General features: G+C 68.0%; 18 protein-coding genes. 10 read left to right on the top strand and 8 right to left on the bottom strand.

Annotated features, from left to right (window positions below; translation table 11 throughout):
* The first annotated feature begins 252 nt into the window (after positions 1-252).
* The 4 genes from VL15_RS06505 to VL15_RS06490 are packed head-to-tail and all read left to right on the top strand — an operon-like array spanning position 253 to position 5,365.
* The gene (locus tag VL15_RS06505) at positions 253-957 is read left to right on the top strand and encodes a response regulator transcription factor (RefSeq protein ID WP_006490421.1); all 705 of its coding nucleotides are present in this window, start codon (positions 253-255) and stop codon (positions 955-957) included.
* The gene (locus VL15_RS06500) at positions 954-2,315 is read left to right on the top strand and encodes a FecR family protein (protein WP_048244119.1); all 1,362 of its coding nucleotides are present in this window, start codon (positions 954-956) and stop codon (positions 2,313-2,315) included. Before VL15_RS06505 ends, VL15_RS06500 begins: the two co-directional genes overlap by 4 nt.
* A 10-nt stretch (positions 2,316-2,325) precedes the next feature.
* Entirely contained in the window at positions 2,326-4,713 is a 2,388-nt protein-coding gene (locus VL15_RS06495) for a CHASE2 domain-containing protein (RefSeq protein ID WP_048244117.1), read from the top strand.
* Between the two features lie 37 nt (positions 4,714-4,750).
* The gene (locus tag VL15_RS06490; protein WP_048244114.1) at positions 4,751-5,365 is read left to right on the top strand and encodes a DUF4136 domain-containing protein; all 615 of its coding nucleotides are present in this window, start codon (positions 4,751-4,753) and stop codon (positions 5,363-5,365) included.
* Between the two features lie 54 nt (positions 5,366-5,419).
* Here the strand turns inward: VL15_RS06490 and galU are convergent, their stop codons facing one another.
* Positions 5,420-6,304, bottom strand: coding sequence for a UTP--glucose-1-phosphate uridylyltransferase GalU (galU, locus tag VL15_RS06485; protein ID WP_048244112.1), 885 nt, complete (start codon positions 6,302-6,304; stop codon positions 5,420-5,422).
* Between the two features lie 87 nt (positions 6,305-6,391).
* Positions 6,392-9,259: a valine--tRNA ligase gene (locus VL15_RS06480; protein WP_048244110.1), complete on the bottom strand. Its 2,868-nt coding sequence runs from the start codon at positions 9,257-9,259 to the stop codon at positions 6,392-6,394.
* Between the two features lie 213 nt (positions 9,260-9,472).
* Between VL15_RS06480 and VL15_RS06475 the strand changes: the two genes are divergently transcribed.
* Positions 9,473-11,836, top strand: a complete 2,364-nt coding sequence (locus VL15_RS06475; RefSeq protein ID WP_048244108.1) for a UvrD-helicase domain-containing protein — start codon at positions 9,473-9,475, stop codon at positions 11,834-11,836.
* Positions 11,833-12,630 carry a 5'-methylthioadenosine/adenosylhomocysteine nucleosidase gene (locus VL15_RS06470; protein ID WP_048244107.1) on the top strand — a complete coding sequence of 266 codons (798 nt, stop codon included), beginning with the start codon at positions 11,833-11,835 and terminating at the stop codon, positions 12,628-12,630. The genes VL15_RS06475 and VL15_RS06470 overlap by 4 nt, the downstream gene beginning before the upstream one ends.
* A gap of 66 nt (positions 12,631-12,696) precedes the next feature.
* Here VL15_RS06470 and VL15_RS06465 read toward each other — a convergent pair whose 3' ends face one another.
* The gene (locus tag VL15_RS06465) at positions 12,697-13,935 is read right to left on the bottom strand and encodes an MFS transporter (RefSeq protein WP_048244105.1); all 1,239 of its coding nucleotides are present in this window, start codon (positions 13,933-13,935) and stop codon (positions 12,697-12,699) included.
* Positions 13,936-14,339: 404 nt separating this feature from the next.
* Here VL15_RS06465 and VL15_RS06460 point away from each other — a divergent pair, with 404 nt between their 5' ends.
* Both VL15_RS06460 and VL15_RS06455 read left to right on the top strand, forming a co-directional pair.
* Positions 14,340-16,013 carry a methyl-accepting chemotaxis protein gene (locus VL15_RS06460; RefSeq protein ID WP_048244102.1) on the top strand — a complete coding sequence of 558 codons (1,674 nt, stop codon included), beginning with the start codon at positions 14,340-14,342 and terminating at the stop codon, positions 16,011-16,013.
* Between the two features lie 225 nt (positions 16,014-16,238).
* Positions 16,239-17,231, top strand: a complete 993-nt coding sequence (locus VL15_RS06455) for an EpsG family protein (protein WP_048244100.1) — start codon at positions 16,239-16,241, stop codon at positions 17,229-17,231.
* Between the two features lie 36 nt (positions 17,232-17,267).
* Here the strand turns inward: VL15_RS06455 and VL15_RS06450 are convergent, their stop codons facing one another.
* From VL15_RS06450 to VL15_RS06435, 4 genes are read right to left on the bottom strand one after another with little or no spacing between them, the layout of a single operon-like run.
* A complete protein-coding gene (locus VL15_RS06450) occupies positions 17,268-18,143 on the bottom strand; it encodes an HlyD family secretion protein (RefSeq protein WP_014897260.1) in 876 nt (291 codons plus the stop codon).
* Between the two features lie 12 nt (positions 18,144-18,155).
* The gene (locus tag VL15_RS06445; RefSeq protein WP_048244099.1) at positions 18,156-18,359 is read right to left on the bottom strand and encodes a DUF1656 domain-containing protein; all 204 of its coding nucleotides are present in this window, start codon (positions 18,357-18,359) and stop codon (positions 18,156-18,158) included.
* Complete coding sequence (locus tag VL15_RS06440) at positions 18,356-20,560, bottom strand: FUSC family protein (RefSeq protein ID WP_048244097.1); 2,205 nt, start codon at positions 20,558-20,560, stop codon at positions 18,356-18,358. Before VL15_RS06440 ends, VL15_RS06445 begins: the two co-directional genes overlap by 4 nt.
* 15 nt (positions 20,561-20,575) lie before the next feature.
* A complete protein-coding gene (locus tag VL15_RS06435) occupies positions 20,576-22,153 on the bottom strand; it encodes an efflux transporter outer membrane subunit (protein WP_080970740.1) in 1,578 nt (525 codons plus the stop codon).
* Positions 22,154-22,310: 157 nt separating this feature from the next.
* Here VL15_RS06435 and VL15_RS06430 point away from each other — a divergent pair, with 157 nt between their 5' ends.
* Positions 22,311-23,252, top strand: coding sequence for a LysR family transcriptional regulator (locus VL15_RS06430; RefSeq protein WP_048244095.1), 942 nt, complete (start codon positions 22,311-22,313; stop codon positions 23,250-23,252).
* Between the two features lie 117 nt (positions 23,253-23,369).
* Positions 23,370-23,534 carry a hypothetical protein gene (locus VL15_RS42625; protein ID WP_196319547.1) on the top strand — a complete coding sequence of 55 codons (165 nt, stop codon included), beginning with the start codon at positions 23,370-23,372 and terminating at the stop codon, positions 23,532-23,534.
* A gap of 59 nt (positions 23,535-23,593) precedes the next feature.
* Here the strand turns inward: VL15_RS42625 and VL15_RS06425 are convergent, their stop codons facing one another.
* Positions 23,594-24,424, bottom strand: a complete 831-nt coding sequence (locus VL15_RS06425) for a metallophosphoesterase family protein (RefSeq protein ID WP_048244094.1) — start codon at positions 24,422-24,424, stop codon at positions 23,594-23,596.
* Positions 24,425-24,430: the final 6 nt, after the last annotated feature.

The raw sequence follows: 24,430 nt of genomic DNA, 5'->3' as shown, positions 1-24,430 counted from the left end.
ACGGGAAGGATTATTCGAAAAAGGACGGTAGTCCGCGCAATTTCTTGGCGAATTTCATACTACTATGATGAAATCGCCGGTTCGTCCGTGCCCCGTTTTTGAGATATTTAGCCGGGGTCGCCGGTTTGCGCAGTTGGCGCGAGCGGCGAACGACGGCTCACCGGCCGGTATCCGGAATCCGCGCACGTGCTGCGCGGCGGGGTGGGCGCGGGGAGCTGAACTGGACGAATCGCTTTTGATTTGCGGGGTGCTATGAGAATTGCTGTACTGGATGACGATCCGGCCCAGACGGATTTCGTCAGTCAAACGCTGACGGCCGTTGGCCATACGTGCTATGCGTTCAAGGAAGGCAAGGCCCTGAAGAAGCGTCTGCAGCGCGAGACGTTCGATCTGCTGGTGCTCGACTGGAACGTGCCCGACATGTCAGGCGAGGAAGTGCTGAAGTGGGTGCGCGCCAATCAGACCGAGCACAGCCTGCCGATCATCTTCATGACGAGTCGCGACGACGAAGCGGGGATCACGCAGATTCTCAACGCCGGCGCCGACGATTACGTGGTCAAGCCCGTCTCGGGCCCGATCCTGCGCGCGCGCATCGGCTCGCTGCTGCGCCGCGCCTATCCGGTCAATGCCGAGGCGACCGTTCGCGAGTTCGACCAGTTCCGTTTCGACGTGAACCTGAAGCAGGCGTACGTCGGCGACAAGGCGGTGAGCCTCACGCAGAAGGAATTCGAACTCGCGCTGCTGCTGTTCCAGCATCTCGACCGTCCGCTGTCGCGCGCGCACATTCTCGATCTCGTGTGGAAGCAGGCGACCGACATTCCGTCGCGCACGATGGATACGCACATCTCGATGCTGCGCACCAAGCTCGGCCTGCGACCCGAAAACGGCTATCGCCTCGCGCCGATCTACGGTTACGGCTACCGGCTCGAGCGGGTCGGCCAGGGAGAACCGGAGTGATCGCGGGCGTCACGCAGCGCACGGCGAACCTGCGCACGGTGGCGCTGCGCACGGCCTGCGCGGTCGCGTTCGCGTTCGCCGCGCAACATGCGGCTGCGCAGCCGCATGCCGACGCCGGCAAGATGGTGGTCTACCGCACGCAGGCGGGCGACACGCTGTACGACGTCGCCGCGCGCTACCTGCAGGGCGCGGACGACTGGCAACTGCTCCAGCGGATCAACGGCGTGCCCGCGCCGAAGCACCTGCAGCCCGGCGTCGCGCTGAAGCTGCCGGTCGCGCGGCTGCGCAAGGAAAAGCTGACCGCGCGCGTCGTCGCGGTGCAGGGCACGGCCGAACGCGCGTCCGGCGGCGCTTACGCGCCGCTCGCGAACGATGCGACGCTCGCCGAGGGTGACCGCGTGCGCACCGGCCCGAACGGTTTCGTCACGCTCGAGCTGACCGACGGCACGCACATGAGCCTGCCGCCCGACAGCCAGCTCGACCTGAAGTCGCTACGCCGCACCGTGCTGACCGGCACGCTCGATCGCGAGTTCGAACTCACGCGCGGCTCGGTCGAAAGCGAAGTCACTCATCTGAAGAAACGCGACGACCGCTTCCAGATCCGTTCGCCGTCGGTCGTCGCCGGCGTGCGCGGCACGCGTTTTCGCGTGAACTACGACGCGGCCGGCAATGCGTCGACGCGCGTCGAAGTGCTCGACGGCACCGTCGGCGTCGCGGGTCACCGGCCGGCGGCCGACCCGACACTCGTGCATGCGAACTTCGGCAGCGTCGCGACGTCGTCCGGCGCGGTCGGTGCGCCCGTCGAACTGCTGGCCGCACCGGCGCTCGCGCATCCCGACAAGGTGCAGGACGAGCCCGACGTCGCGTTCGACGTCGCGCCGCTCGCACAGGCGCATGCGTACCACCTGCAGATCGCGCACGACGCGGGGATGCTGGACCCGTTCCGCGAAACGCGCACCGTCTCGTCGCACGCGGTGTTCCGCGACGTGCCGAACGGCACGTATTTCGTGCGGGTGGCCGCGATCGACGAGAACGGTCTCGAAGGCGTACCGCGCATCTATGCGTTCGAGCGGCGCCTGATGGGGCTCGACGCGAGTGCGTCGCCCGGCGCGGGCGGCTACGAATTCCGCTGGTCGCCGAACGGTTCGGGCAAGGATGCGCGCTACCGGTTCGTGCTGTCGCGTTCGAAGGATCTGAGCGCGCCGGTCGTCGACCAGGTCGGCCTGCAGGCGCGCAAGATCACGATCGCGCACCTGCCGCCCGGCGACTACTACTGGGCCGTGACCGTCGAGGAATACGAAGGCGGCAAGTTCTACGAGAAGACCAGTCCGGTCAGCGCGTTCACGCTGTCGCGCTGATCCGCGGCGCATGAAACCCGACTCCGTTTCCCCGCGGCGGCATCTCGGCCGCCGCTTCCTGATCGAATGGATCGCGATCGGCTGCCTCGGGATCGCGGTGATTCTTGCGTGTGCGCTCGGCCGCCTGTCGTCGAGCGTCGACGGGCTGATCTACGACCGGCTGCTGATGCTGCGCAGCCTGCCGCTGTCGCCCGACGTGGTCGTCGTCGACATCGACAACCAGAGTGTATCGGCGCTCGGCCGCTGGCCGTGGTCGCGCGACGTGCATGCGCGGCTGCTCGACACGCTGGCCCGCGCGCAGCCGTCCGCCGTCGTCTACGACGTGCTGTTTACCGAACCGTCGCCGCAGGATCGCGCGTTCGCGGACGCGATGACCCACGTGCCGACCTTCCTGCCGGTGTTGCTGAGCCCCGAGCAGGCGGACGGCACGCGCACCGTCGATCCGCCGGTGGCCGCGCTCGCGGCGCGTGCGATGGGGCTCGGCCACATCAACCTCGAAGTCGATCGCGACGGCATCGTGCGCAGCGTCGCGCTGTTCGAAAGCGACGGCCGCGTGCGCTGGCCGCAACTGATGGTGCCCGTCTATCGCGCGATCCAGGGCGGCCGGCTGCATCTGGCCGGCGGCGCGCCGGGCGCGGGTGCGCACGACCTGTCGCGCGACGCGGCCGGCGAGGGCCGCTACCTGATCCCGTTCAGCCGCAACACGCCCGCCTATCCGACGCTGTCGTTCGATGACGTGCTCGAAGGGCGCGTGAAGCCCGACGCGCTGCGCGGCAAGATCGTCGTCGTCGGCGTGACGGCGTCGGGGCTGTACGACCGCTTCGCGACGCCCGTGTCCGGCGATTTCGGCCCGCTCGCCGGCGTGTACATCCATGCCAACGTGCTCGACATGCTGGCGACCGGCAGCGCGATCTCGCCCGCGTCGCGCCTGGGACTGTTCGCCGCGTCGCTGCTGCCGCTCGCCGCGCTGCTGGGCGGCTTCCTGATGCTGTCGCCGTGGCGCGCGCTGCTGCTGACGCTGAGCCTCGCCGCGCTCGCCGTGGTCGCGAGCACGGCGCTGCTGTTCGAGGCGCGCATCTGGCTGTCGCCGGCGCCCGCGATCTTCGGGCTGATCGCCGTCTACCCGATCTGGAACTGGCGGCGCCTGGAAATGACGATGTCGTACCTGCGCCGCGAGCTGCAGCGGCTCGCCGACGAGCCGCACCTGCTGCCCGAGGCGCCGCGCACGCGCAGCGTCGGCGGCGACGTGCTCGAGCGGCAGATGGCGCTGATGGCGCAAGCCGCGCAGCGCGTGCAGGACATGAAGCGCTTCGTGTGGGACAGCCTCGACAGCATGCCGGAACCGATCTTCGTGACCGACCTGGCCGGTACGGTGCTGATCGCGAACCATGCGGCGAAGCGCTACGGGTCGCGGCTCGCGCTGCCGTTGCCGGAAGGGCGGCCGCTGCGCACCGCGCTCGGCGAGTTGACGTTCATGAAGACCGTCGACGGCAACGCCGAGCACGACGCGGCGATCGGCGAGCACTGGCCGGCCGCGCTCGACCCGACGCTCGAGGCCGAGCACGACGCAATGGCGCGCGGCATCGAGGTGCGCGATCGCGACGGCCTCGACCATCTGTTACGCTACGCGGCTTGTACGAACGCGCAGGGCCGCGTGACGGGCTGGATTGCCGGCCTCGTCGACGTGACCGAACTGCATGCGGCCGAGCGGCATCGCGAGGAAGCGCTGCACCTGCTGTCGCACGACATGCGCTCGCCGCAGGCTTCGATTCTCGCGCTCGTCGAGATCGAGCGCGACCGCGTCGAGACCGACGCGACGCGTGGGCTGCTCGCGCGGATCGAGCGCTATGCGCACCGCGCGCTGTCGCTCGCCGACGAGTTCGTGCAGTTGGCGCGCGCGGAGTCGCAGGCGTACCAGTTCGAAGTGACGAGCCTCGTCGACGTGCTGATCGATGCGAGCGACGAGGTGTGGCCGCAGGCGCAGGCGAAGCACATCCGCATCGACACCGAGGTCGGCGCCGACATGTGCTGGGTGCGCGCGGATCGCTCGCTGATCACGCGCGCCTTCGTGAACCTGATGAACAATGCGGTCAAATACAGTCCGTCCGACACCGTGATCGCGTGTACGCTGACGGTCGAGCACGCGTCGAAGCGGATGTTCTGTACGATTCGCGATCAGGGGTACGGCATTGCGCCGGAAGATCAGCGGCATCTGTTCGAACGTTTCAAGCGATTCCACGCCGGCGAGCGGCCCGAGATTTCGGGTTCCGGGCTCGGCATGGCATTCGTGAAGACGGTTGTCACGCGCCATGGGGGCAGCGTGACGGTCGACAGCGAAGTGGGGGTCGGCACCGCGGTGACGGTGTCGCTGCCCTCGATCGACGAGCCGTCCGCCTGACAGGGCCGGGCGCGACGGCAGGCATTTGGGGAAAGCCATGAGAAAGCAATGGGCAGCGGCCGCGCTTGCGGCGTCGCTGTTGGCGGGTTGCGCCGGCGTGACGAGCGGCGTGAGTGCGGTCGGGCAGCCGAATGCGTTTGCATCCGGCGCGCACGGTTACGATTTCGTGCGGACGGCCGCGCAGGCCAATGATGCGGAATACCGGCAGATCGAGACGCTCGTGCGCGACGAACTCGTGCGCCGCGGCTTCGACGCGCAGCCGCTCGCGGCCGCGCGCTACCGGCTGTCGATCGCGTATGCCACGCAGCCGGCCTCGGTCGCGGCGAGCGCCGACCGGTGCGGCGCCGCGAGCAGCGCGTGCGTGACGGTCGACGGGCCGGCGCCGTTCGCGCTGCCGTTCATGGGCACCGTGTATCGCCACGTGCTGACGCTGCGTTTCGTCGATGCGAAATCGGGTGCCGACGTCTACCGCGTGTCGGCCGCGCTGCGCGATCGCGATCCCGGCACGCAGCAGGCCGCGCCGGCACTCGTGAAGAGCGCGCTCGCGAAGGTGCCGTACGGCGCCGGCGGCGGCTGGCTCGTCAAGACGAAAAAAGACGACGCGGGCGCAATGCCGGGCGTCGTCTCGGTGAAGCCGGCCGAAGCGCGCTAAAGCGTCGGCCGGTGAGGTGAGGGCGGGCCCGCCGGGGCCGAGCCCTTGCCGCGTTCAGGCGGCCGGATGCGTGCCGCCGCGCGTGCGCAGGTAGGCTTCGAATTCCGCACTGACTTCCGGGTGGCGCAGCGCGAATTCGACCGTCGCCTTCAGGTAGCCGAGCTTGCTGCCGCAGTCGTAGCGCGTGCCCTGGTACTTGTAGGCCAGCACCTGTTCATCGGTGAGCAGCGCCTGGATCGCGTCGGTGAGCTGCAGTTCGCCGCCCGCGCCGGGCTTCAGCGCGCGCAGGTGTTGGAAGATCCGCGGCTTCAGGATGTAACGACCGACCACGCCGAGGTTCGACGGCGCGACTTCCGGTGCCGGCTTCTCGACGATCGCCGACATCTTCACGATCGACTCTTCCCATTCCTTGCCGTCGACGATCCCGTACGACTTCGTCTCCGACGGCGGGATCTCTTCGACGCCGATCACCGAGCTGTGATAGTGGTCGAACACATCGACCATCTGCTTCATCACGGGCGGGTTGCCATCGAGCAGGTCGTCGGCGAGGATCACCGCGAACGGGTTGTCGGCGACAAGCTTTTCCGCGCACAGCACCGCATGGCCGAGGCCGAGCGCTTCCGGCTGGCGCACGTAGAAGCAGTCGACATGGCTCGGCTTGATGCTGCGCACGAGCTCGAGCAGCTTTTCCTTGCCGCGTGCCTCGAGTTCCGCCTCGACCTCGTACGACTTGTCGAAGTGATCCTCGATCGCGCGCTTGCTGCGCCCGGTGACGAAGATCATCTCGGTGATGCCGGCGGCAATCGCTTCCTCGACCGCGTACTGGATCAGTGGCTTGTCGACGACCGGCAGCATTTCCTTCGGGCTCGCCTTCGTTGCCGGGAGGAACCGCGTGCCGAGACCGGCAACGGGAAATACCGCCTTGGTGACTTTCAACATGATCGAACCTTTATTCCTGTAATCGACTTGTCAGACGATGTATGTTCACGTCCCCATTATAGTGAACGCAAACGGCCTTACCGATTGTTACGCAGGCAACCGATCGAGCTGCGCACGCAGTTTTTCGAGCGTGCTCTGGAATTCCGCGACGCGTTTCTGCTCCTGTTCGACCACGGCCGGCGGCGCTTTCGCGACGAATGCCTCGTTGCCGAGCTTCGCGTTGCACTTCGTGATCTCGCCCGTCAGGCGCGCGATTTCCTTCGACAGGCGCTCGCGTTCGGCCGCGACGTCGATTTCCACCTTCAGCACCAGCTTGTTCGGGCCGACGATCGCGATCGGCGCGCCGTGCGCTTCCTTGTCGAGCGTTGCCTCGTCCGCGAGAATCTGCACTTCCGACAGGCGCGCGAGGGCCTGAACGTACGGCGCGAACGAGCGCAGGCGCTCGGCATCGCCGGCCGCGAGCAGCGGCACCTTCGTCGCCGGCGACAGGTTCATCTCGCCGCGCAGGTTGCGGCAGGCGTCGACGATCGCCTTCAGGTCGGCTGCCCATTGCTCGGACGCCTCGTCGATCTTCTGCAGGTTGGCGACCGGATACGCCTGCGTCATCAGCGACGCTTCGCCCTCGGCCTTGCCTTGCGGATAGCGGCCCGCGAGCGGCGCGACCTTCTGCCAGAGCGCTTCGGTGATGAACGGGATGACCGGGTGCGCGAGGCGCAGCACCGTTTCGAGCACGCGCAGCAGCGTGCGGCGCGTTGCGCGCTGCTGTTCCGGCGTACCGTTCTGGATCTGCACCTTCGCGAGTTCGAGATACCAGTCGCAGTACTCGTCCCACACGAACTTGTAGATACTGGTCGCGACGTTGTCGAAGCGGTAATCGGCGAAGCCCTTCGCGATGTCGGCCTCGGTGCGCTGCAGCAGCGACACGATCCAGCGGTCGGCCGCCGAGAAGTCGAGGTAGCCGCCCGGGCCGCAGTCGCCCGCGCCGCAGACTTCCGGCTTGTCGCTGCCGCAGTCGTGGCCTTCGCAGTTCATCAGCACGAAGCGGGTCGCGTTCCACAGCTTGTTGCAGAAGTTGCGATAGCCTTCGCAGCGCGCGAGGTCGAAGTTCACGTTGCGGCCGAGCGTCGCCATCGACGCCATCGTGAAGCGCAGCGCGTCGGTGCCGAACGCGGCGATGCCGTCCGGGAATTCCTTGCGCGTCTTCTTCTCGATCGTCGCGGCCTGCTTCGGGTTCATCAGGCCCGTCGTGCGCTTCGCGACCAGCGTCTCGAGGTCGATGCCGTCGACGATATCGATCGGGTCGAGCGTGTTGCCCTTGCTCTTCGACATCTTCTGGCCTTCCGCGTCGCGCACGAGACCGTGCACGTAGACGGTGTGGAACGGCACCTTGCCGGTGAAGTGCGTGGTCATCATCACCATCCGGGCGACCCAGAAGAAGATGATGTCGAAGCCCGTGACGAGCACCGACGACGGCAGGAAGTGCTGCAGTTCAGGTGTTTCGTTCGGCCAGCCGAGCGACGAGAACGGCACGAGCGCCGACGAGAACCACGTGTCGAGCACGTCTTCGTCGCGCTTCAGCGCACCGGCGTAACCCTTCGCGGCGGCCTGCGCGCGCGCTTCTTCCTCGTTGCGTGCGACGAACACCTCGCCGTTCTCGCCGTACCACGCGGGAATCTGGTGACCCCACCACAGCTGGCGCGAGATGCACCAGTCCTGGATGTTCTCGAGCCATTGGTAGTAGGTGGTCGTCCAGTTTTCCGGGACGAACTTGATCTGGCCGCCGCGCACGACGTCGAGCGACGTTTCGGTGATCGACTTGCCCGGGTTGAACGTGCCTTCCGGTGCCGGCTTCGTCATCGCGACGAACCACTGGTCGGTCAGCATCGGCTCGATCACGACGCCCGTGCGGTCGCCGCGCGGCACCATCAGCTTGTGCGGCTTCACGGAGTCGAGGAAGCCCTGCGCGTCGAGGTCGGCGACGATCGCCTTGCGCGCGTCGAAGCGGTCGAGGCCGCGATACTGCTCGGGGCCGTTGTCGTTGATCTTCGCGTCGAGCGTCAGGATCTCGATCGGCGCGAGGTTGTGGCGCAGGCCGACCTGGTAGTCGTTGAAATCGTGCGCGGGCGTGACCTTCACGACGCCCGTGCCGAACTCGCGGTCGACGTAGTCGTCGGCGATCACCGGGATCTCGCGGCCCGTCAGCGGCAGCGTGACGAGCTTGCCGATCAGGTGCGCGTAGCGCTCGTCCTCCGGATGCACCATCAGCGCGACGTCGCCGAGCATCGTCTCGGGACGCGTCGTCGCGACGGTCAGCGAGCCGGAGCCGTCGACGAGCGGGTAGCGGATGTGCCACAGGTGGCCGTTTTCCTCTTCGCTCGCGACTTCGAGATCCGACACGGCGGTCAGCAGGACCGGATCCCAGTTCACGAGGCGCTTGCCGCGGTAGATCAGGCCCTGTTCATAAAGCGTGACGAACACGTCGCGCACGGCGGCCGACATCTTGTCGTCCATCGTGAAGTATTCGCGCGACCAGTCGGTCGACGCGCCGAGGCGGCGCACCTGGCCCGTGATCGTCGAACCGGACTGCTGCTTCCATTCCCACACGCGCTCGACGAACTTTTCGCGGCCGAGGTCATGGCGCGACACGCCCTGCGCGTCGAGCTGGCGCTCGACGACGATCTGGGTGGCGATCCCAGCGTGGTCGGTGCCGGGCACCCACAGCGTGTTTTCGCCGAGCATCCGGTGGTAGCGGGCGAGGCCGTCCATGATCGTCTGGTTGAACGCGTGGCCCATGTGCAGCGTGCCCGTCACGTTCGGCGGCGGCAACTGGATCGCGAAATCAGGACGGGCCGGGTCGAACGCCGGGGCGGCATAACCGCGTTTTTCCCACTCCGGCCCCCATTGGGCTTCGATGGTGTGGGGTTCGAAACTCTTCGCAAGCGTGTTGTCGCTCATGTTGGAAATCTGCCGAAATATGCGTGAATTGGATGCCGAATCTGACAATTATAAGGGGATGCCCATCGGCCAGCCATCGCCTTGCCCGCACGGGCCCGTCACGAGACGGCCGCAACGTGCTCGCGACACGCGATCGAACGGATCGGGAACGGCGGCGCGCGGCCGACTTATAATGTCGGGTCCGCATTTTTCTCGCCCGCCCGCTGCCGCTCCATGCCCGATCTGCTCGCCAATCTGAACCCCGAACAACACGCCGCCGTCACGTTGCCGAACGAACCGGCGCTGATCCTCGCAGGGGCGGGCAGCGGCAAGACCCGCGTGCTGATCACGCGCATCGCGTGGCTGATCCAGCAGGGCTACGCGTCGCCGCCCACCGTGCTCGCCGTCACCTTCACGAACAAGGCCGCGCGCGAGATGATGGCGCGCCTGTCGGCAATGATGCCGATCGACACGCGCGGGATGTGGATCGGCACGTTCCACGGCCTCTGCAACCGGATGCTGCGCACGCACTGGCGCGACGCCGGGCTGCCGCAGACGTTCCAGATCCTCGACACCGCCGACCAGCTGTCCGCGATCAAGCGGCTGATGAAGGCGGCGAACGTCGACGACGAGAAGTACCCGCCGAAGAACGTCCAGTACTTCATCAACAACGCGAAGGAGCAGGGGCTGCGTCCCGACAAGGTCGACGCGACCGACAGCTTCAACCGCAAGTTCGTCGAGCTGTACCAGGCGTACGACCAGCAGTGCCAGCGCGAGGGTGTCGTCGATTTCCCCGAGCTGCTGCTGCGCTGCTACGAGCTGCTCGCGTACAACGCGCCGCTGCGCGCGCACTACCAGGCGCGCTTCAAGCACATCCTGGTCGACGAGTTCCAGGACACCAACAAGCTGCAGTACGCGTGGCTCAAGATGCTCGCGGGCGGCCAGAACGCGATCTTCGCGGTCGGCGACGACGATCAGTCGATCTACGCGTTCCGCGGCGCGAACGTCGGCAACATGCGCGACTTCGAAGACGAATTCCGCGTGCGCAACCTGATCAAGCTCGAGCAGAACTACCGGTCGCACGGCAACATCCTCGACGCGGCGAACCAGCTGATCTCGAACAACGCGCACCGCCTCGGCAAGAACCTGCGCACCGACGCGGGCCACGGCGAGCCCGTGCGCGTGTACGAGGCCAGCACCGATTCGCAGGAAGCCGGCTGGATCGTCGAGGAGATCCGCTCGCTGATCAACACCGGGATGGCCCGCAGCGAAGTGGCCGTCCTGTACCGCAGCAACGCGCAGTCGCGGTCGATCGAGCACACGCTGATGTCGTCGGGCATCCCGTACCGCGTGTACGGCGGCCTGCGCTTCTTCGAGCGGCAGGAAGTGAAGCACGCGCTCGCGTATCTGCGCCTGATCGACAACCCGAACGACGACACGGCGTTCGTGCGGGTCGTGAACTTCCCGACCCGCGGGATCGGTGCGCGCTCGATCGAGCAACTGGCCGACGCCGCGCGCCTGTACGGCTGCTCGATGGCCGCCGCGATTCCGTACGTGACCGGCAAGGCCGGCACGAGCCTCGGCGGGTTCGCGAACCTGGTCGCGAAGATGCGCGCCGACACGCAGCAAATGAACCTGCCCGAGACCGTCGAGTACGTGGTGCGCGCGAGCGGCCTTTCCGATTTCTACCAGGGCGAGCGCGAAGGGCAGGACCGCCTCGAGAACTTGCAGGAACTCGTGAACGCGGCCACCGCGTTCGTCGCCGAGGAAGGTTACGGGCTCGATACGCCGGCCCGCTCGATCCCGCTGCGCGCGGGCGCGATCGCGGCGCCTGAACTCGGCGCGGCGACCGACGATGCCGCGGTCGACGTGCTCGACCCGGCGTCGCTCGGCGACCCGGCGCAGAACCCCGACACGATGACGCCGCTCGCGGGCTTCCTGTCGCATGCGTCGCTGGAAGCCGGCGACAACCAGGCGCAGGCCGGGCAGGATGCCGTGCAGCTGATGACGGTGCACGCGGCGAAGGGGCTCGAATTCTCGGCCGTGTTCATCACGGGCCTCGAGGAAGGGCTGTTCCCGCACGAAAACAGCGTGCTCGAATCGGACGGCCTCGAGGAGGAGCGACGGCTGATGTATGTCGCGATCACGCGCGCGAAGGAGCGGCTCTACCTGTCGTTCGCGCAGAGCCGGATGCTGCATGGCCAGACGCGCTACAACGTGCGCTCGCGCTTCTTCGACGAACTGCCGGAGCACGTGCTGAAGTGGCTGACGCCGAAGGTCGAGGCCGGTTCGCGCTGGGGCGGGCGTTCGGACAACGCCGGGTACGGGCGCGACTGGTTCGCGCGGCCGGGCGGCGGCGGGCGCGAGCAGATCGTCGACGCGGCCGTGTCCGCGCCGCTGCCCGCGTTCGCGAACAAGCAGCGCGCGGCCGACACCGGCTTCCGGGTCGGCCAGCAGGTGTTCCATACCAAGTTCGGCGAAGGCACGGTGACCGCGCTCGAAGGCAACGGCACCGATGCGAAGGCACAGGTGAAGTTCAAGCGGCACGGCGAGAAGTGGCTCGCGCTCGCGGTCGCGAAACTGCAGGCGGTGGAATGATGGGTATCGACACGGATGTGACGCCGGCGGCGCGCCCGCTCGGCATTCTGGCCGCGCTGCCCGAGGAACTCGGCGACCTGATCGCCGCGATGCGCGCCGACGGCGCGATGAAGACGGTCACGCTCGGCCGCCGCGATTATCACGTCGGCACCGTGCACGGCGCGGCCTGCGTCGTCACGCTCGCGCGGGTCGGCAAGGTCGCGGCCGCCGCGACGGTCAGCGCGCTGATCCACGTGTTCGGCGTCGCCGGTGTCGTGTTCACCGGCGTCGCGGGCGGCGTGTCGCGCACGGTGCGCGTCGGCGACGTCGTCGTGGCCGACACGCTGTTGCAGCACGACCTCGACGCGTCGCCGCTCTTTCCGCGCTACGAGGTGCCGCTGCTCGGCATCACGCGTTTCGCGACCGACGCGGAGCTGACGACCCGTCTCAGGGCCGCGTGCACGCTGTTCGTCGCGGAAGAGGGCGCGTTGTTCGCCGAGCGCTTCGGGCTGGCCGGCGCGCAACTGCACGCCGGGCTCATCATCAGCGGCGACCGGTTCGTGTCGAGCGAGAGCGAGGTCGTCGCGCTGCGCGATGCGCTGCCGGACGCGCTCGCGGTCGAAATGGAAGGGGCGGCGATCGCGCAGGTGTGCGCGGAACACGACGTGCCGTTCGCGCTCGTGCGCACGATCTCCGATACGGCCGACGATCACGCGACGCAGTCGTTCTCGCACTTCCTGTCGGCGATCGCGAGCAGCTATTCGTCCGGCATCCTCAAGCGTTTCCTGACGCTGCATGCGACGACGGCGGCCTGAAGCCGCCGCCGTTTTCTCCTTTCAAGCCGGTCGACCGGCCGCGGCGCGCACGCCGCGGCCGGCTTGTCACGCCTTCTTGCGCCGGCTGCTTTCGAGGTTCGGCAGGAACACCGTCAGCACGCCGATCAGCGGCAGGAACGAGCACACCTTGTAGACAAACGGGATGCTCGTCGCGTCGGCGAGCTGGCCGAGCACGGCCGCGCCGACGCCGCCCAGGCCGAACGCGAAGCCGAAGAACAGGCCCGCGACCATCCCGACCTTGCCGGGCATCAGTTCCGTCGCGTAGACGAGGATCGCGGCAAACGCCGACGCCAGCACGATGCCGATGATCACGGTCAGCACGCTCGTCCAGAACAGGTTCGCGTACGGCAGCAGCAGCGTGAACGGCGCGACGCCGAGAATCGATACCCAGATCACGTACTTGCGGCCGATCCGGTCGCCGACGGGCCCGCCGATCAGCGTGCCGGCCGCCACGGCCGCGAGGAACACGAACAGGTGGATCTGCGCGGCCTGCACCGACAGGTGGAACTTGTCGATCAGGTAGAACGTGAAATAGCTGTTGATGCTCGCAAGGTAGAAGTACTTCGAGAACACGAGCAGCACCAGCACGCCGATCGCGCCGATCACGCGGCCGCGCGACAGCGTCGGGTGGCCGGCCGACACGGCCTTCTTCTTCATCGACGGATGCTTCTTGTACCAGTGGCCGATCTGCGTGAGCACGACCATCGCGACGAGCGCGGCCGCCGAGAACCACGCGATGCTGTGCTGGCCGTGCGGAATGATCACGAGCGCGGCGAGCAGCGGCCCGAGTGCGGAACCCGCGTTGCCGCCGACCTGGAACACCGACTGCGCGAGCCCGTGCTGGCCGCCCGACGCCATCCGCGCGACACGCGACGATTCAGGATGGAACACCGACGAACCGCAGCCGACGAGCGCCGCGGCCACCAGCAGTACCGGGAAGCTCGGCGCGACCGACATCAGCAGCAGCCCCGCAAGCGTGAAGCCCATGCCGACCGGCAGCGAATACGGCTTCGGGCGCTTGTCGGTATAGAGGCCGACGAGCGGCTGCAGCAGCGACGCGGTGATCTGGTAGGTGAGCGTGATCAGGCCGATCTGCGCGAACGACAGCGCGAACTGGCTCTTGAGCATCGGGTAGATCGCGAGGATCAACGACTGGATCATGTCGTTGAGCATGTGCGAGAAGCTGATCGCGCCGAGCACCGGATAGACGGTGCGGGCAACGGGTGGCGCGGACGGCTGGGCGGCGGCTGCGCCGGCGGCTCCGGTGTCGAGGCTGGTTTCCATGTGAGCTGAACGAGTTGAGGTGACGGGCGCGCTCTGATGGGGATCGGCGCGTTTTGAATCGTTGCTGCGTCAAAGAAGTGTAATGTGGCGTATCGAGAATGTCAGGCCAAGTTTTATCGCGAATCGGACATTCATGTGACGGATCGGCCGGTGCCGTTTTTTTTGACCGGGTATAACGCTGGCGGCGCGTCCGCCTGTCCGCGGAGCCGCGCCGGGGCCCGGATCCGTGTATGACCGGACTCAAGAAACGGCGGTGGCGGCCGTAGATGAACCCAATGACAACAGGCGCGCCGCGCCCGGCACCGGCTACCCGCCGTGCGGGCGCAGGACGCGCGGCATGGCCAGCCGTCGCGGACCGCCGGAACCGACCTTTCCGGCAGCGTGATCCATACGGGGATATATCGATGAAAGCAGCATCATTGCATCCGCAGCCAGGTGCGGCCGCCGCCGCACCCCGCGTTGCCGCCGGTCGCGCCGCACGGCGCCCGCGAGCGGCGCGTCGCGAGCGCCGGCCGTGGGCCGTCAAGTCAACCTTGCGCGCCGCATTCGCGATCCTGCTGGCCGGCACGCTCGCGATCGGCGTGTTTTCGCTGTGGCAGATCAGCCGGCTGAACGCGTCGATTGCTTCGGTCTACGAGCAGGGCCACGTCGCGAGCCGCGCGGCGCAGGAGGTCCGGGCGGAGCTGCTGCGGGCGAGCCGTGCACAGAAGATGCTGCTGACCGCCACCACCGCGAAGGAGCGCGACGAACTGGGCGCCGAGGTCGGCGCGGGGCTCGCGTCGATCGGGCAGGCGCTCGGCACGCTGCAGCGCTACGCCGATCCGGCCGATGCCGACGATTCGGCGCGGCTGCGCGCGTTCTCGACGGCTGTCGGCACGTGGAGCGCGCATCTGCGCGATTTCGTCGCGCTGGTGCGCGCGCAGCCGCTCGACCTGTCGCAGATGAACTGGCAGGTCGGTACGCAAGACGTGTCGCTGCTGGTCGAAACCGGCAAGCTCGAGAAACTCGTCGCCGACCTCGTGAAGACGCGCGGCGCGAAGTCGAAGGCGACGCTCGATGCGTCCGCCACCATCTTCTCGTCGTCGTTCGCGATGATCGCGGCGATGACGGCCGCGCTGATCGTGCTCGCGATCGTGATTGCAGAGCGCGTCGTGCGCCGCCTCGCGTCGCAACTCGGCGGCGAGCCCGCGCATGCGAAGGCGATCGCCGCGGACATCGCGCGCGGCGACCTGACGCGGCCGATCACGCTCGGCCGGCACGACCGCGACAGCATGGTGCGCGCGCTGGCCGAGATGCAGACCGGGCTCGCGGCGACCGTCGGCGAGATCGCCGTCAGCGCCGAGGCCATCGCGTCCGCGTCCGGCGAGATCTCGACCGGCAACCTCGACCTGTCGCGGCGCACCGAGCAGCAGGCCGTCGCGCTCGAGCGCACCGCGGCCAGCATGGAGCAGCTCACGTCGACCGTGCGGCAGAACGCCGAGAATGCGCGCCAGGCGAGCACGCTCGCGGCCAATGCGTCGGCCGTCGCGGAGACGGGCGGTGAAGTCGTCGGGCGGGTGGTCGCGACGATGAGCGAGATCGACGACAGCGCGAAGAACATTCGCGACATCATCGGGACGATCGAGGGGATCGCGTTCCAGACCAACATTCTCGCGTTGAACGCGGCAGTCGAGGCCGCGCGCGCCGGCGAGCAGGGGCGCGGCTTCTCGGTGGTCGCGGGCGAGGTGCGCCTGCTCGCGCAGCGCGCGGCGACCGCGGCGAAGGAGATCCGCGCGCTGATCGGCGCGTCGGTCGAGCGCGTCGCGAACGGCGCGGCGCTCGCGCACGATGCGGGCCGCACGATGGGCGACGTCGTGCGCGCGGTCAAGCGCGTGACCGACATCATCGGCGAGATTTCCGCGGCATCGGACGAGCAGAGCGCCGGGATCGAAGAGATCGGCCGTGCGGTCACGCAGATGGACTCAGGCACCCAGCAGAACGCGGCACTCGTCGAACAGGCGGCCGCCGCGGCGAACGCGCTCGACGAGCAGGCCCAGGCATTGAAGTCGCTGGTCGGGCGCTTTCGCATCGCGGCCTGACCGCAGCGCGGTCGCGGGCCGGTCGCCCGCGACGCGCGTTTCCCGCCGGCTACCCGCCGATCGATGACGAAATCGGCGGCCGCACGGCGCGCATTCCCCTACAATGCGCGTCCACACAGTAGGGGCCAGAACCCGCCGCGCGCGCATCGACACCGATGCACCGACGCACCGAGCGGGTCATTCATAACAATGACAGTAACGATTTACCTGAGCGGATACCTGTGCATGCTGGTCTCCGCCGCGATCGGCATGCGCACGCGCATGGCCGCATGGCGGTGGCTCGCGGCGGGCGTTGCGCCGGCCGCCGCGTTCGCCGTGCTGCGCGGCCGGACGGGCACCGACACGGCGATTTACCAGAACATCGTGGCCGGCATCTGGAGCGGCAACCTGAAGGTCGTGCCGCGTACGCTCGAGCCCGGCTTCGTGTGGCTCGTGCGTACGCTCGAATGGGTCGGCCACGATCCGCGCATCGCGACGGCGATCCTGTCGCTGCTGATCGTCATCACGTGTGTTGTCGCGTTCGGGCGGACCGCCGAGGACGCGTGCGTGTTCGCCACGCTGATCTTTCCGCTGTTCTTCTACGACATGGCGATGAGCGGGCTGCGCTATGGCCTCGCGTTCTGCGCGGCCAGGATCGCGTCGGACGCCTGGACGCACCGGCGGCGCGGTGCGTCGATCGCGCTGGCGGCCGCGGCGGCCAGCATGCATGTGTCGGCGGTGCTGCTCGTCGTGCTGCTGCAGGTCCGGCGTCTGCGTCTGCTGCGCTATGCGGGGCTGGCGGCCGCGATCGGCGGCGTGCTGTTCGCGATGCATCACGACGCGCTGCTCGCGAAGGTCGGCCTCTATGCGGCGTTCACTCCGCCGGCGCAGATGTCGGGCATCGCGCCGCTCGTGCTCGCGCTGCTGACGCTCGTGGCCGGCTGGGCGCTGCTCGCGCGCATGCCGCGCACGCTCGGGTTCCTGTTCGCCTGCGAGATCGCGAGCTTCGCGCTTGCGCGGGTCAGCTATGCGGGGCTGCGTTTCCAGTGGCTCGTGCTGTTCGCGATGAGCTGCCAGTTCGTGCCGCTGCAGCGTGTGCCGGGCATCCGGCGCCGCTACGTGATCGTCGCACTCGTCGTGATCGGCGCCATCGGCTTCGCGATGCGGTTGCGCAACATGCTCGGCGAATCCGGGCTCGGCCCGTCGCCGTTCCTGCCTTACCGGTTCTTCTGGGAATGACGCAGCCGGGCGGGGCGCCACCCGGCCGTACCGCGCTTACGACTTCTTCTGCTTGTCGGGATCGATGATGACCGTGCAGGTCGTGCCCGCCGACAGCACCACGTCGGCCGGCACCTCGTCGATCCGGATGCGCACCGGCACGCGCTGCGCGAGGCGCACCCAGTTGAACGTCGGGTTCACGTCCGCGACGAGGTCGCGGCTTTGCGGGTTGTCGCGATCGTAGATGCCGCGCGAGATGCTCTCGACGTGGCCCTTCATCACGCCGCCGCTCATCAGCCGCATTTCGGCCGGCGCGCCGATCTTCACGCGCGGCAGCTTGGTTTCCTCGAAGTAGCCGTACACCCAGAACGAGTGGCTGTCGACGATCGCGAGCTTCGCCTGGCCGGCCACCGCGTAGTTGCCCTTGAACGTCTGCAGGTTCGTGATGTAGCCGTCGACCGGCGCGACGACGCGCGTGCGCTCGAGGTTGAGCTTCGCGGCATCGAGCGCGGCGATCGCCTGCTGGTATTGCGCATCGGCGCTCGACGCACTGTGCGCGGCGTTCTCGCGGTTTTCCTTCGATACGACGAGCGCATCGAGATCCGCGCGGCGGGCCGCGTCGTCGCGGCGCATTTGCAGTTCCGCGCGGCGGGCGGCAACGGCGGCCTGCGCCTGCTCGACCGCGATCTGGTAGTGCGACGGGTCGATCTGCATGATCAGGTCGCCCTTTTTCACGAGCTGGTTGTCATGCACGGGCAATTCGACGATCGCGCCCGACACGTCCGGCGCGACGTTGACGATCTCCGCGCGCACGCGCCCGTCGCGCGTCCACGGATCGTCCATGTAGTGCACCCAAAGCGAGCGCCCGATCAGGATCGCGACGAGAAGGATGACGGCGGTCGCGACGAAGCCGAAGAGTTTTCTGAGAATCATGATGGTTCGGAATCAACGGTAAACGGCAAGACTCAGTCCGCCGCAAATGCAGACGAGAAGACAGGCCCGGAACAGCGACGGGTGCCAGACGACCCGGTAGAGGCCCGTATAGGCAAGCAGGCGGTCGACGGCCCAGGTCGCGAGCGCGCCCAGGACGAACATCAGCACCACCGTGGGCATGTAGGCATCGAGAATGGCGATTTCACGCGGCATCATGACGAGGCTCCAGGTTGGGAACGCACGGGGCGGTTGCGGTAAAGCGGCTCGAGCGGCGATTCAGGATCGAGCAGTGCCGTGCGCACGAAATGAAGATGGCTCAGGATGCGCTGCAGCCGGTGGCGCTCGTCGCGCGACGGTGCGAACACGTCGAGTGCCTGCCGGGTCGCGTCGATCGCCGCATTGGTCGCGGCGAGCGTCGCATCGAAGCGTGCGGCGCTCGGCTTCGAGAACAGCGTCGCCAGCGCGCCGCGCATCGTCTCGATCGCACGACGCCACGGCATCGACGGCGCATAACGCGGGTCGGGCGGCAGCGCCGCCAGCTCGTGGCGCAGGTCGATCGCCGCGTTGCCGGTTTCGAGCACCGCGAACATCCAGCGCAGCGCGTCGCGCTGCACGTCGGGCTGGTCGGCCGACAGCGTGTGCGCCTGATACATCAGGTCGCGTGCACCGCTCTCGAAACGCGTGCGCAATCCGGCGAGCCGCGCATGGCAGGCCGCGACGGCCTGGTGGCGCAGGTCGGCGAACAGCCGCTTCTTGAGCCACGGCGCGGTCGGCGGGAACAGCACGGCGAACGCGATCGCCGACACCAGCATCGACAGCACGAGCGCGAGCGCGTCGTTCATGAAGCTGGTCGGGTCGTAGTGCGTGATGTTGTCCGGGCCGGCGAGGAAGCTGAAGAAGATCAGGTAGCCCATCCCGTAGCCCGCGAGCTTCGGCTTCAACGTCATGAAGATGCCGATCGCGAGGAGCGGCGCGAGGGCGACGCACAGCAGCGGGAATCCGTCGATGTGCGGATAGATGCCGAACGTCAGCAGGAAGCCGGTACAGACGGCGAGCGCCGTCCCCATGCCCATCTGCGCGGACATCGCGGTCGGCCGCGGCGTCGACGACGCGAGCGCGCAGGTGGCCGCCGCCGTCAGCGTGAGCGTCACGCCGCTCGGCCAGGCCGTCTCGATCCAGAACCAGCCGAGCAGGAGGATCACGGTCGCGGTGCGGATCGCCGCGATCACCATCGCCGTCATGTTGGTGCGCGGCTCGTAGCGTTCGATCCAGCGCTCGCGTTCGTGCGTCGGCGTCGACAGCGATGCGTAGGTGGCCGCGTACTCGTGCAGGTCGGTAATGAAGCGGTACAGCAGTTCGGCGGCCGTGTCGAAGTCGAGCAGCGGAAAGTCCGGCTGCGTTTCGAGCGCCGCGCGCGTCGCGCGGATGCGGCGCGGCAGCGCATCGCGCCACGCGAGCAGTTGCTCCGCCGCGTGCCCCGCGTCGGTCGACGTGCGCACGGGTTCGCCGGCCGGCGTCAGCAGCAGCGGCGCGATCTCGCGGAAGTACGGCTCGATCGCGTCGATCGCGGCCTGCGCGCCGATCGCATGCAGCCGGTTCATCAACTGGTGCAGTGCATGGAAACGGCTCGACGCGCTCATGAATTCGCTGTTCAGCCGCGCGAGGCGGCCGCTGCGCATCCGCGTGTCCGGATCCTCGAACACGGCCATGCTGCGCGCGGCTTCGAACCCGACCACGTCGGCGACGAAGCGCGTATGGATGGTTTCGATATGCGCGCGGTCGAGCTTGCCCGACAGCGCCGACGCGACGTAGTCGACGAAGCTGCCGAAGCGTTTGCGCACTGTCGTGCGCATCTGCTCGCCCGTGTACTGCGGAAACACGAGCGCGCTGACCACGCCGGCCGACACGATCCCGACCATGATTTCGGCCACCCGCGTCAGCGCGCTCATGAACGCGCCGTCCGGGTGCTGCGAAGCGGGCAGTCCGATCAGCGCGGTCGTATAACCGGCCAGCAGGAAACCGTAGCTGCGGAAGTTGCGGTTGCGCGCGGCGCCGGCCGTGCACAGCGCGACCCACAACGCGACCGCCAGCAGGAACAGCTGCGGCTGCTGCGGGAACAGCCCAACGAATGTGAGCGTCGCGATGAGCCCGAAGATCGTGCCGGCGACGCGATAGAAGCTCTTCGCGAGCACCGCGCCGCTTTGCGGCTGCATCACGATGAACACCGTCGTCATCGCCGTTTTCGGTGCGGGCAGGTCGAGCCGCATCGACACGCCGGTTGCGATGAACGCGGCGAGCAGCGCCTTGAACAGATAGAGCCACGCGGCACCGTCGGTGCGGGCCCAGTCGCCGAACGCGGCGTACCAGGCCGCGAGCGGACCGCCGGCGTGCGTGGAAGCGGAGGAGGAGGCTGACATGGCGGGCGCTCCGCGTTACCGTGCGGCCGGCACGCCGGACGCGCCGGCGGTGGCGACCTGCGCGGGCCGGGCGACCGCCGCGGCGGGTTTTGCACCCGACGCGGCGGCCGCAGCGGGTTCGTCATTCGGCGGATGGCCGCCCCGAACGTCGCGGCCCGTTTCTACACCGCCGCCGAGCGCGGCCATCAACTGCGCATGCGCGGCGAGGCGTTCCGCATCGATGCGGGCGGCCGTCTCCTGCGCGCGCAGCAGTTGCTGTTGCGCGATCAGCACGTTCACGTAATCGGTCAGCCCGCGGCGGAAGCCTTCGCGCGACAGCTGGTAGCTGCGGTCGTTGGCGGCCACCGAGCGTGCGGCGTCCTTCTTCTGCGTATCGAGCGAACGGATCCGCACGACCTGGTCGGCGATGTCCTTGAGCGCGCCGACGATCGTCTGGTTGTAGCGCTCGACTGCCTGGTCGTAGCCGGCCGTTGCCGCGCCGAGCTGCGCGCGCAGCCGGCCGCCTTCGAAGATCGGCAGCGACAGCGCGGGGCCGGCCGTCCAGCCGCCGTTCATCGCGCGCAGGAAGTCGGTGAACGGCGCGGTCACGCCGAAGCCGCCGACCGTCGCGAGCAGGTCGATGTTCGGGTAGAACGACGCCTTCGCGACATCGATGCCGCGCGCCTGCGCGTCGACCGTCCAGCGCGCCGCGACCACGTCGGGGCGGCGGCCGAGCAGGTCGGCCGGCATGGCCGACGGCAGGCCGGCCGGCGCGTCGAGCGAGAGCTGCGGCCGCTTGATCGCGTCGCCTGCGCCCGGGCCCTTGCCGGCCAGCGCGGCGAGCTGGTGGCGCGCGAGCTGGATCGCTTCTTCGTAGCTGTCGATCTGGCGTTCGTAGTCGGGCAGCGTCGATTCCGCCTGGCTTACTTCGAGCTGCGTGCCGAGGCCGGCCTGCAGCCGCTTGCGCGCGAGATCGGCGAGCGAGCGCTGGCGTTCGAAGGTTTCGTGCGCGAGGTCGAGCAGCGCATAGTTCATCGACATGCCGACATACGCGCGCACGACGTTGACTTCGAGCTCGAGCTTCGCCGCACGCGCGTCGGCGGCGGTCGCATGCGCGGTGTCGAGTGCGCGCTCGGTCGTGTTCTTGTCCTTGCCCCACAGGTCGAGGTGGTACGACAGGCCGAGCGTGCCCGTGTTGTTCCAGGTATCGGCGTTCGCGAGCGGGCCCGGGCCGTAGTACACGTTGTCGGGCCAGTGCTCGCGCATCAGCGACAGGTTGCCGTTGATCTGCGGCAGTTCGGCCGAGCGGGCGACACGCGCCATTGCCTGCGCTTCGCGCACCCGTGCCTCGGCGGCCGCGAGCGTCGGGTTGCTGGCCTGGGCGGCGGCGACCCACGTGTCGAGTTGCGGATCGCGGTAGGCGCGCCACCAGTCGGCCGCGGGCCAGCCCGCGTCACGGTCGGCCGCGCGGATGGCCGCCCCGGCGTCGAGCGCGTTCGCTTCGAGGCGGGCCGACTGCGGCTTGTTGTCGCCCATGCTGGCGCATCCGGCCATTATTAATGAGACTGCAAGAACCGCCAGTGCGAGCGTCCCTTTTGTTGCCGGAGACTGCACGATTTTCTCCCTTTCGGATATAGATGAGCCGGATGCGATTATATTTTTCAGCGATTCCTGAATAAATGGACAACGGTGCAAGTCATTTTTACGAATCCTGAGATAATATTTGTTGGCCTCTGTGCAACAATCCCTCCGGATTCAAACGGGTATTGGGATGGATACGTTACAAAACATGCGGGTATTCGTCCGTGTGGTCGACGCGGGAAGCTTTACCGCGGCCGCCCAGCAGATGAATTCGACCACCGCCTACGCGTCGCGCGCGGTCTCGGATCTCGAGGCGCACCTGCGCACGCGTCTCCTGAACCGCACGACGCGGCGGATCGCGCTGACCGAAGCCGGTGAGCGCTATCTGCAGCGTTGCGAGCAGATCCTCGCGTATGTCGACCAGGCCGAAGCCGAGGCGGGCGACGCGCACGCGCGGCCGTCGGGCAAGCTGAAGGTCCATTGCTTCACGAGCCTCGGCCAGCACTACCTGGTGCCGGCCATCGCGCGCTATCGCGAGCGCTATCCGGACGTGCACGTCGAGTTGACGCTCGCGCAGCGGATGCCCGATCTGCTCGACGAGGGGTACGACGTCGCGATCGTCGTCGGCCGCGATCTGCCCGATTCGGGGCTCGTGTCGCAGCGGCTCGGCGAGAGCTACAGCGTGGTGTGCGCGTCGCCCGGCTACGTCGAGGCGCACGGCGTGCCGCTGCGGCCGGCGGATCTCGCGCAGCACGTGTGCCTCGGGATGGTCGCGCCGGGCTTTCACTACGACGAATGGGTGCTGGCGGGGCCGAACGGCGACGAGATCGTCCCGATCACGGCGCCGCCGTTTCGCGTGAACGTCGCCGAGGCGCTCGCGGTGGCCGTGCGGGAGGGGATGGGGGTCGGCGGGCTGCCGCTTTATTCGGCGATCGGCTGGCTGCGCAGCGGACACATCGTGCGCGTGATGCCCGAGTACCGGTCGCACGTGATGAACATCTACGCGTTGTACCCGTCGCGCCAGTACCTCGACGCGAAAATTCGCACCTGGGTCGATTTCCTGCGCGACGAGCTGCCGACCACGCTCGAAGCCGACGAAGCCGCGCTCGAGCAGTACACGCGTGCGACATGAGCGCGCGGTCGACCGCAATCTGACCAGATTTGTCCTTCACGCAACATTTTTTTACGAACGCGTGCCAGACAGTTTGATACTGTGGGAATTATCGAGATACGTCACACCGGAGTAGCAATGGATACGCACCTGATGATCGGCCTTGGCGTCCTGCTTGGCGCGGCCGCTGCCGCCGCGGCGACCCGCGACCTGCTGCGTGCGATGAAGGCGAAGGCGCAGATGAAGCCGGTGCCGGTGCGCGTGCGCGAGGCCCAGCACGGCGCGCGCCGTAACGACCGCTGATCGGGTCATATCAGCTCGGGTCGGAGTAGGCCGCGCAACGCGGCCGGGCGGGCCGGCGTTCAGCCGAGCTCGACGACCTTGTCCCACGCGAACGCGGTATTTTCCCGTTCGCCGGTGCGCCGGTGGATGTAGCCGCGCGGGTTGCACACCACGCGTGTGCCGCCGTCCGCAACGTAGTCGAATGACGTATGCGTGTGGCCGTGGAGCCACAGATCCACCGGCGGCCGCACCAGTTCCGCCATGTCCGTGACGAATCCCGCCGAAGCGAGGTCTTGCGCATAGCGTTCCGCCAGCGAGCGCCGGTGCGGCGCATGATGGGTGACGACGATCGTCCGGCCCGCGAACGGCACCGCGAGCTGCGCTTCCAGCCACGCGCGGCCTTGCCGATGCAACGCGATCGCGTCGGCGGGCGAGAAATCCCGTTCCGCGGCGCCCGGTGCCGCATGCAGCGCCGCGTCGTGCGGCCAGGTCACCTGGATCAATCCCTTGAAATCGAGCATCACGCGCAGCGCGGCGTCGATTGCATTGGCGATGCTGGCGTCGTCCGCGCCGAACAGTGAGAAATCGGCCCAGAGCGTCGTGCCGAGCACGCGGAAGCGCTGTTCGGGATCGACGTAGACGCCGTTGTTCAGGTAATGCACGTTGTCGAGCGTATGCGCGGCGTCGCGCATCGCCGTCTCCAGCGCGCCGAATTCCCCGTCGTAGTACTCGTGGTTGCCCGGCACGTAGATCACCGGCACGTCAGGGTCGAACGTCTCGGCGGCCCAGCGCAGCCCTTCCGCGTGATTGTGGATGTCGCCGGCCAGTACGACGAGATCCGCGTCGGCATGCGCGATGGTGTCGGGCTGGTTGCTTTCGAGATGCAGGTCGGACAGGACGCGGACTTTCACGGGCTT

The sequence above is a fragment of the Burkholderia cepacia genome (genome assembly GCF_001039005.1).
Taxonomy (GTDB): Bacteria; Pseudomonadota; Gammaproteobacteria; order Burkholderiales; family Burkholderiaceae; genus Burkholderia; species Burkholderia theae.
This window is presented reverse-complemented; position numbering and strand designations above follow the sequence as displayed.

Bases quoted from the DNA above. Each gene is read 5' to 3' on its own strand.
- galU (WP_048244112.1), bottom strand. From the start codon at position 6,304: ATGTTGAAAGTCACCAAGGCGGTATTTCCCGTTGCCGGTCTCGGCACG.
- VL15_RS06450 (WP_014897260.1), bottom strand. From the start codon at position 18,143: ATGATTCTCAGAAAACTCTTCGGCTTCGTCGCGACCGCCGTCATCCTT.
- VL15_RS06455 (WP_048244100.1), top strand. From the start codon at position 16,239: ATGCTGGTCTCCGCCGCGATCGGCATGCGCACGCGCATGGCCGCATGG.
- VL15_RS06475 (WP_048244108.1), top strand. From the start codon at position 9,473: ATGCCCGATCTGCTCGCCAATCTGAACCCCGAACAACACGCCGCCGTC.
- VL15_RS06480 (WP_048244110.1), bottom strand. From the start codon at position 9,259: ATGAGCGACAACACGCTTGCGAAGAGTTTCGAACCCCACACCATCGAA.
- VL15_RS06460 (WP_048244102.1), top strand. From the start codon at position 14,340: ATGAAAGCAGCATCATTGCATCCGCAGCCAGGTGCGGCCGCCGCCGCA.
- VL15_RS06495 (WP_048244117.1), top strand. From the start codon at position 2,326: ATGAAACCCGACTCCGTTTCCCCGCGGCGGCATCTCGGCCGCCGCTTC.
- VL15_RS06445 (WP_048244099.1), bottom strand. From the start codon at position 18,359: ATGATGCCGCGTGAAATCGCCATTCTCGATGCCTACATGCCCACGGTG.
- VL15_RS06430 (WP_048244095.1), top strand. From the start codon at position 22,311: ATGGATACGTTACAAAACATGCGGGTATTCGTCCGTGTGGTCGACGCG.
- VL15_RS06470 (WP_048244107.1), top strand. From the start codon at position 11,833: ATGATGGGTATCGACACGGATGTGACGCCGGCGGCGCGCCCGCTCGGC.
- VL15_RS42625 (WP_196319547.1), top strand. From the start codon at position 23,370: ATGGATACGCACCTGATGATCGGCCTTGGCGTCCTGCTTGGCGCGGCC.
- VL15_RS06440 (WP_048244097.1), bottom strand. From the start codon at position 20,560: ATGTCAGCCTCCTCCTCCGCTTCCACGCACGCCGGCGGTCCGCTCGCG.
- VL15_RS06505 (WP_006490421.1), top strand. From the start codon at position 253: ATGAGAATTGCTGTACTGGATGACGATCCGGCCCAGACGGATTTCGTC.
- VL15_RS06490 (WP_048244114.1), top strand. From the start codon at position 4,751: ATGAGAAAGCAATGGGCAGCGGCCGCGCTTGCGGCGTCGCTGTTGGCG.
- VL15_RS06465 (WP_048244105.1), bottom strand. From the start codon at position 13,935: ATGGAAACCAGCCTCGACACCGGAGCCGCCGGCGCAGCCGCCGCCCAG.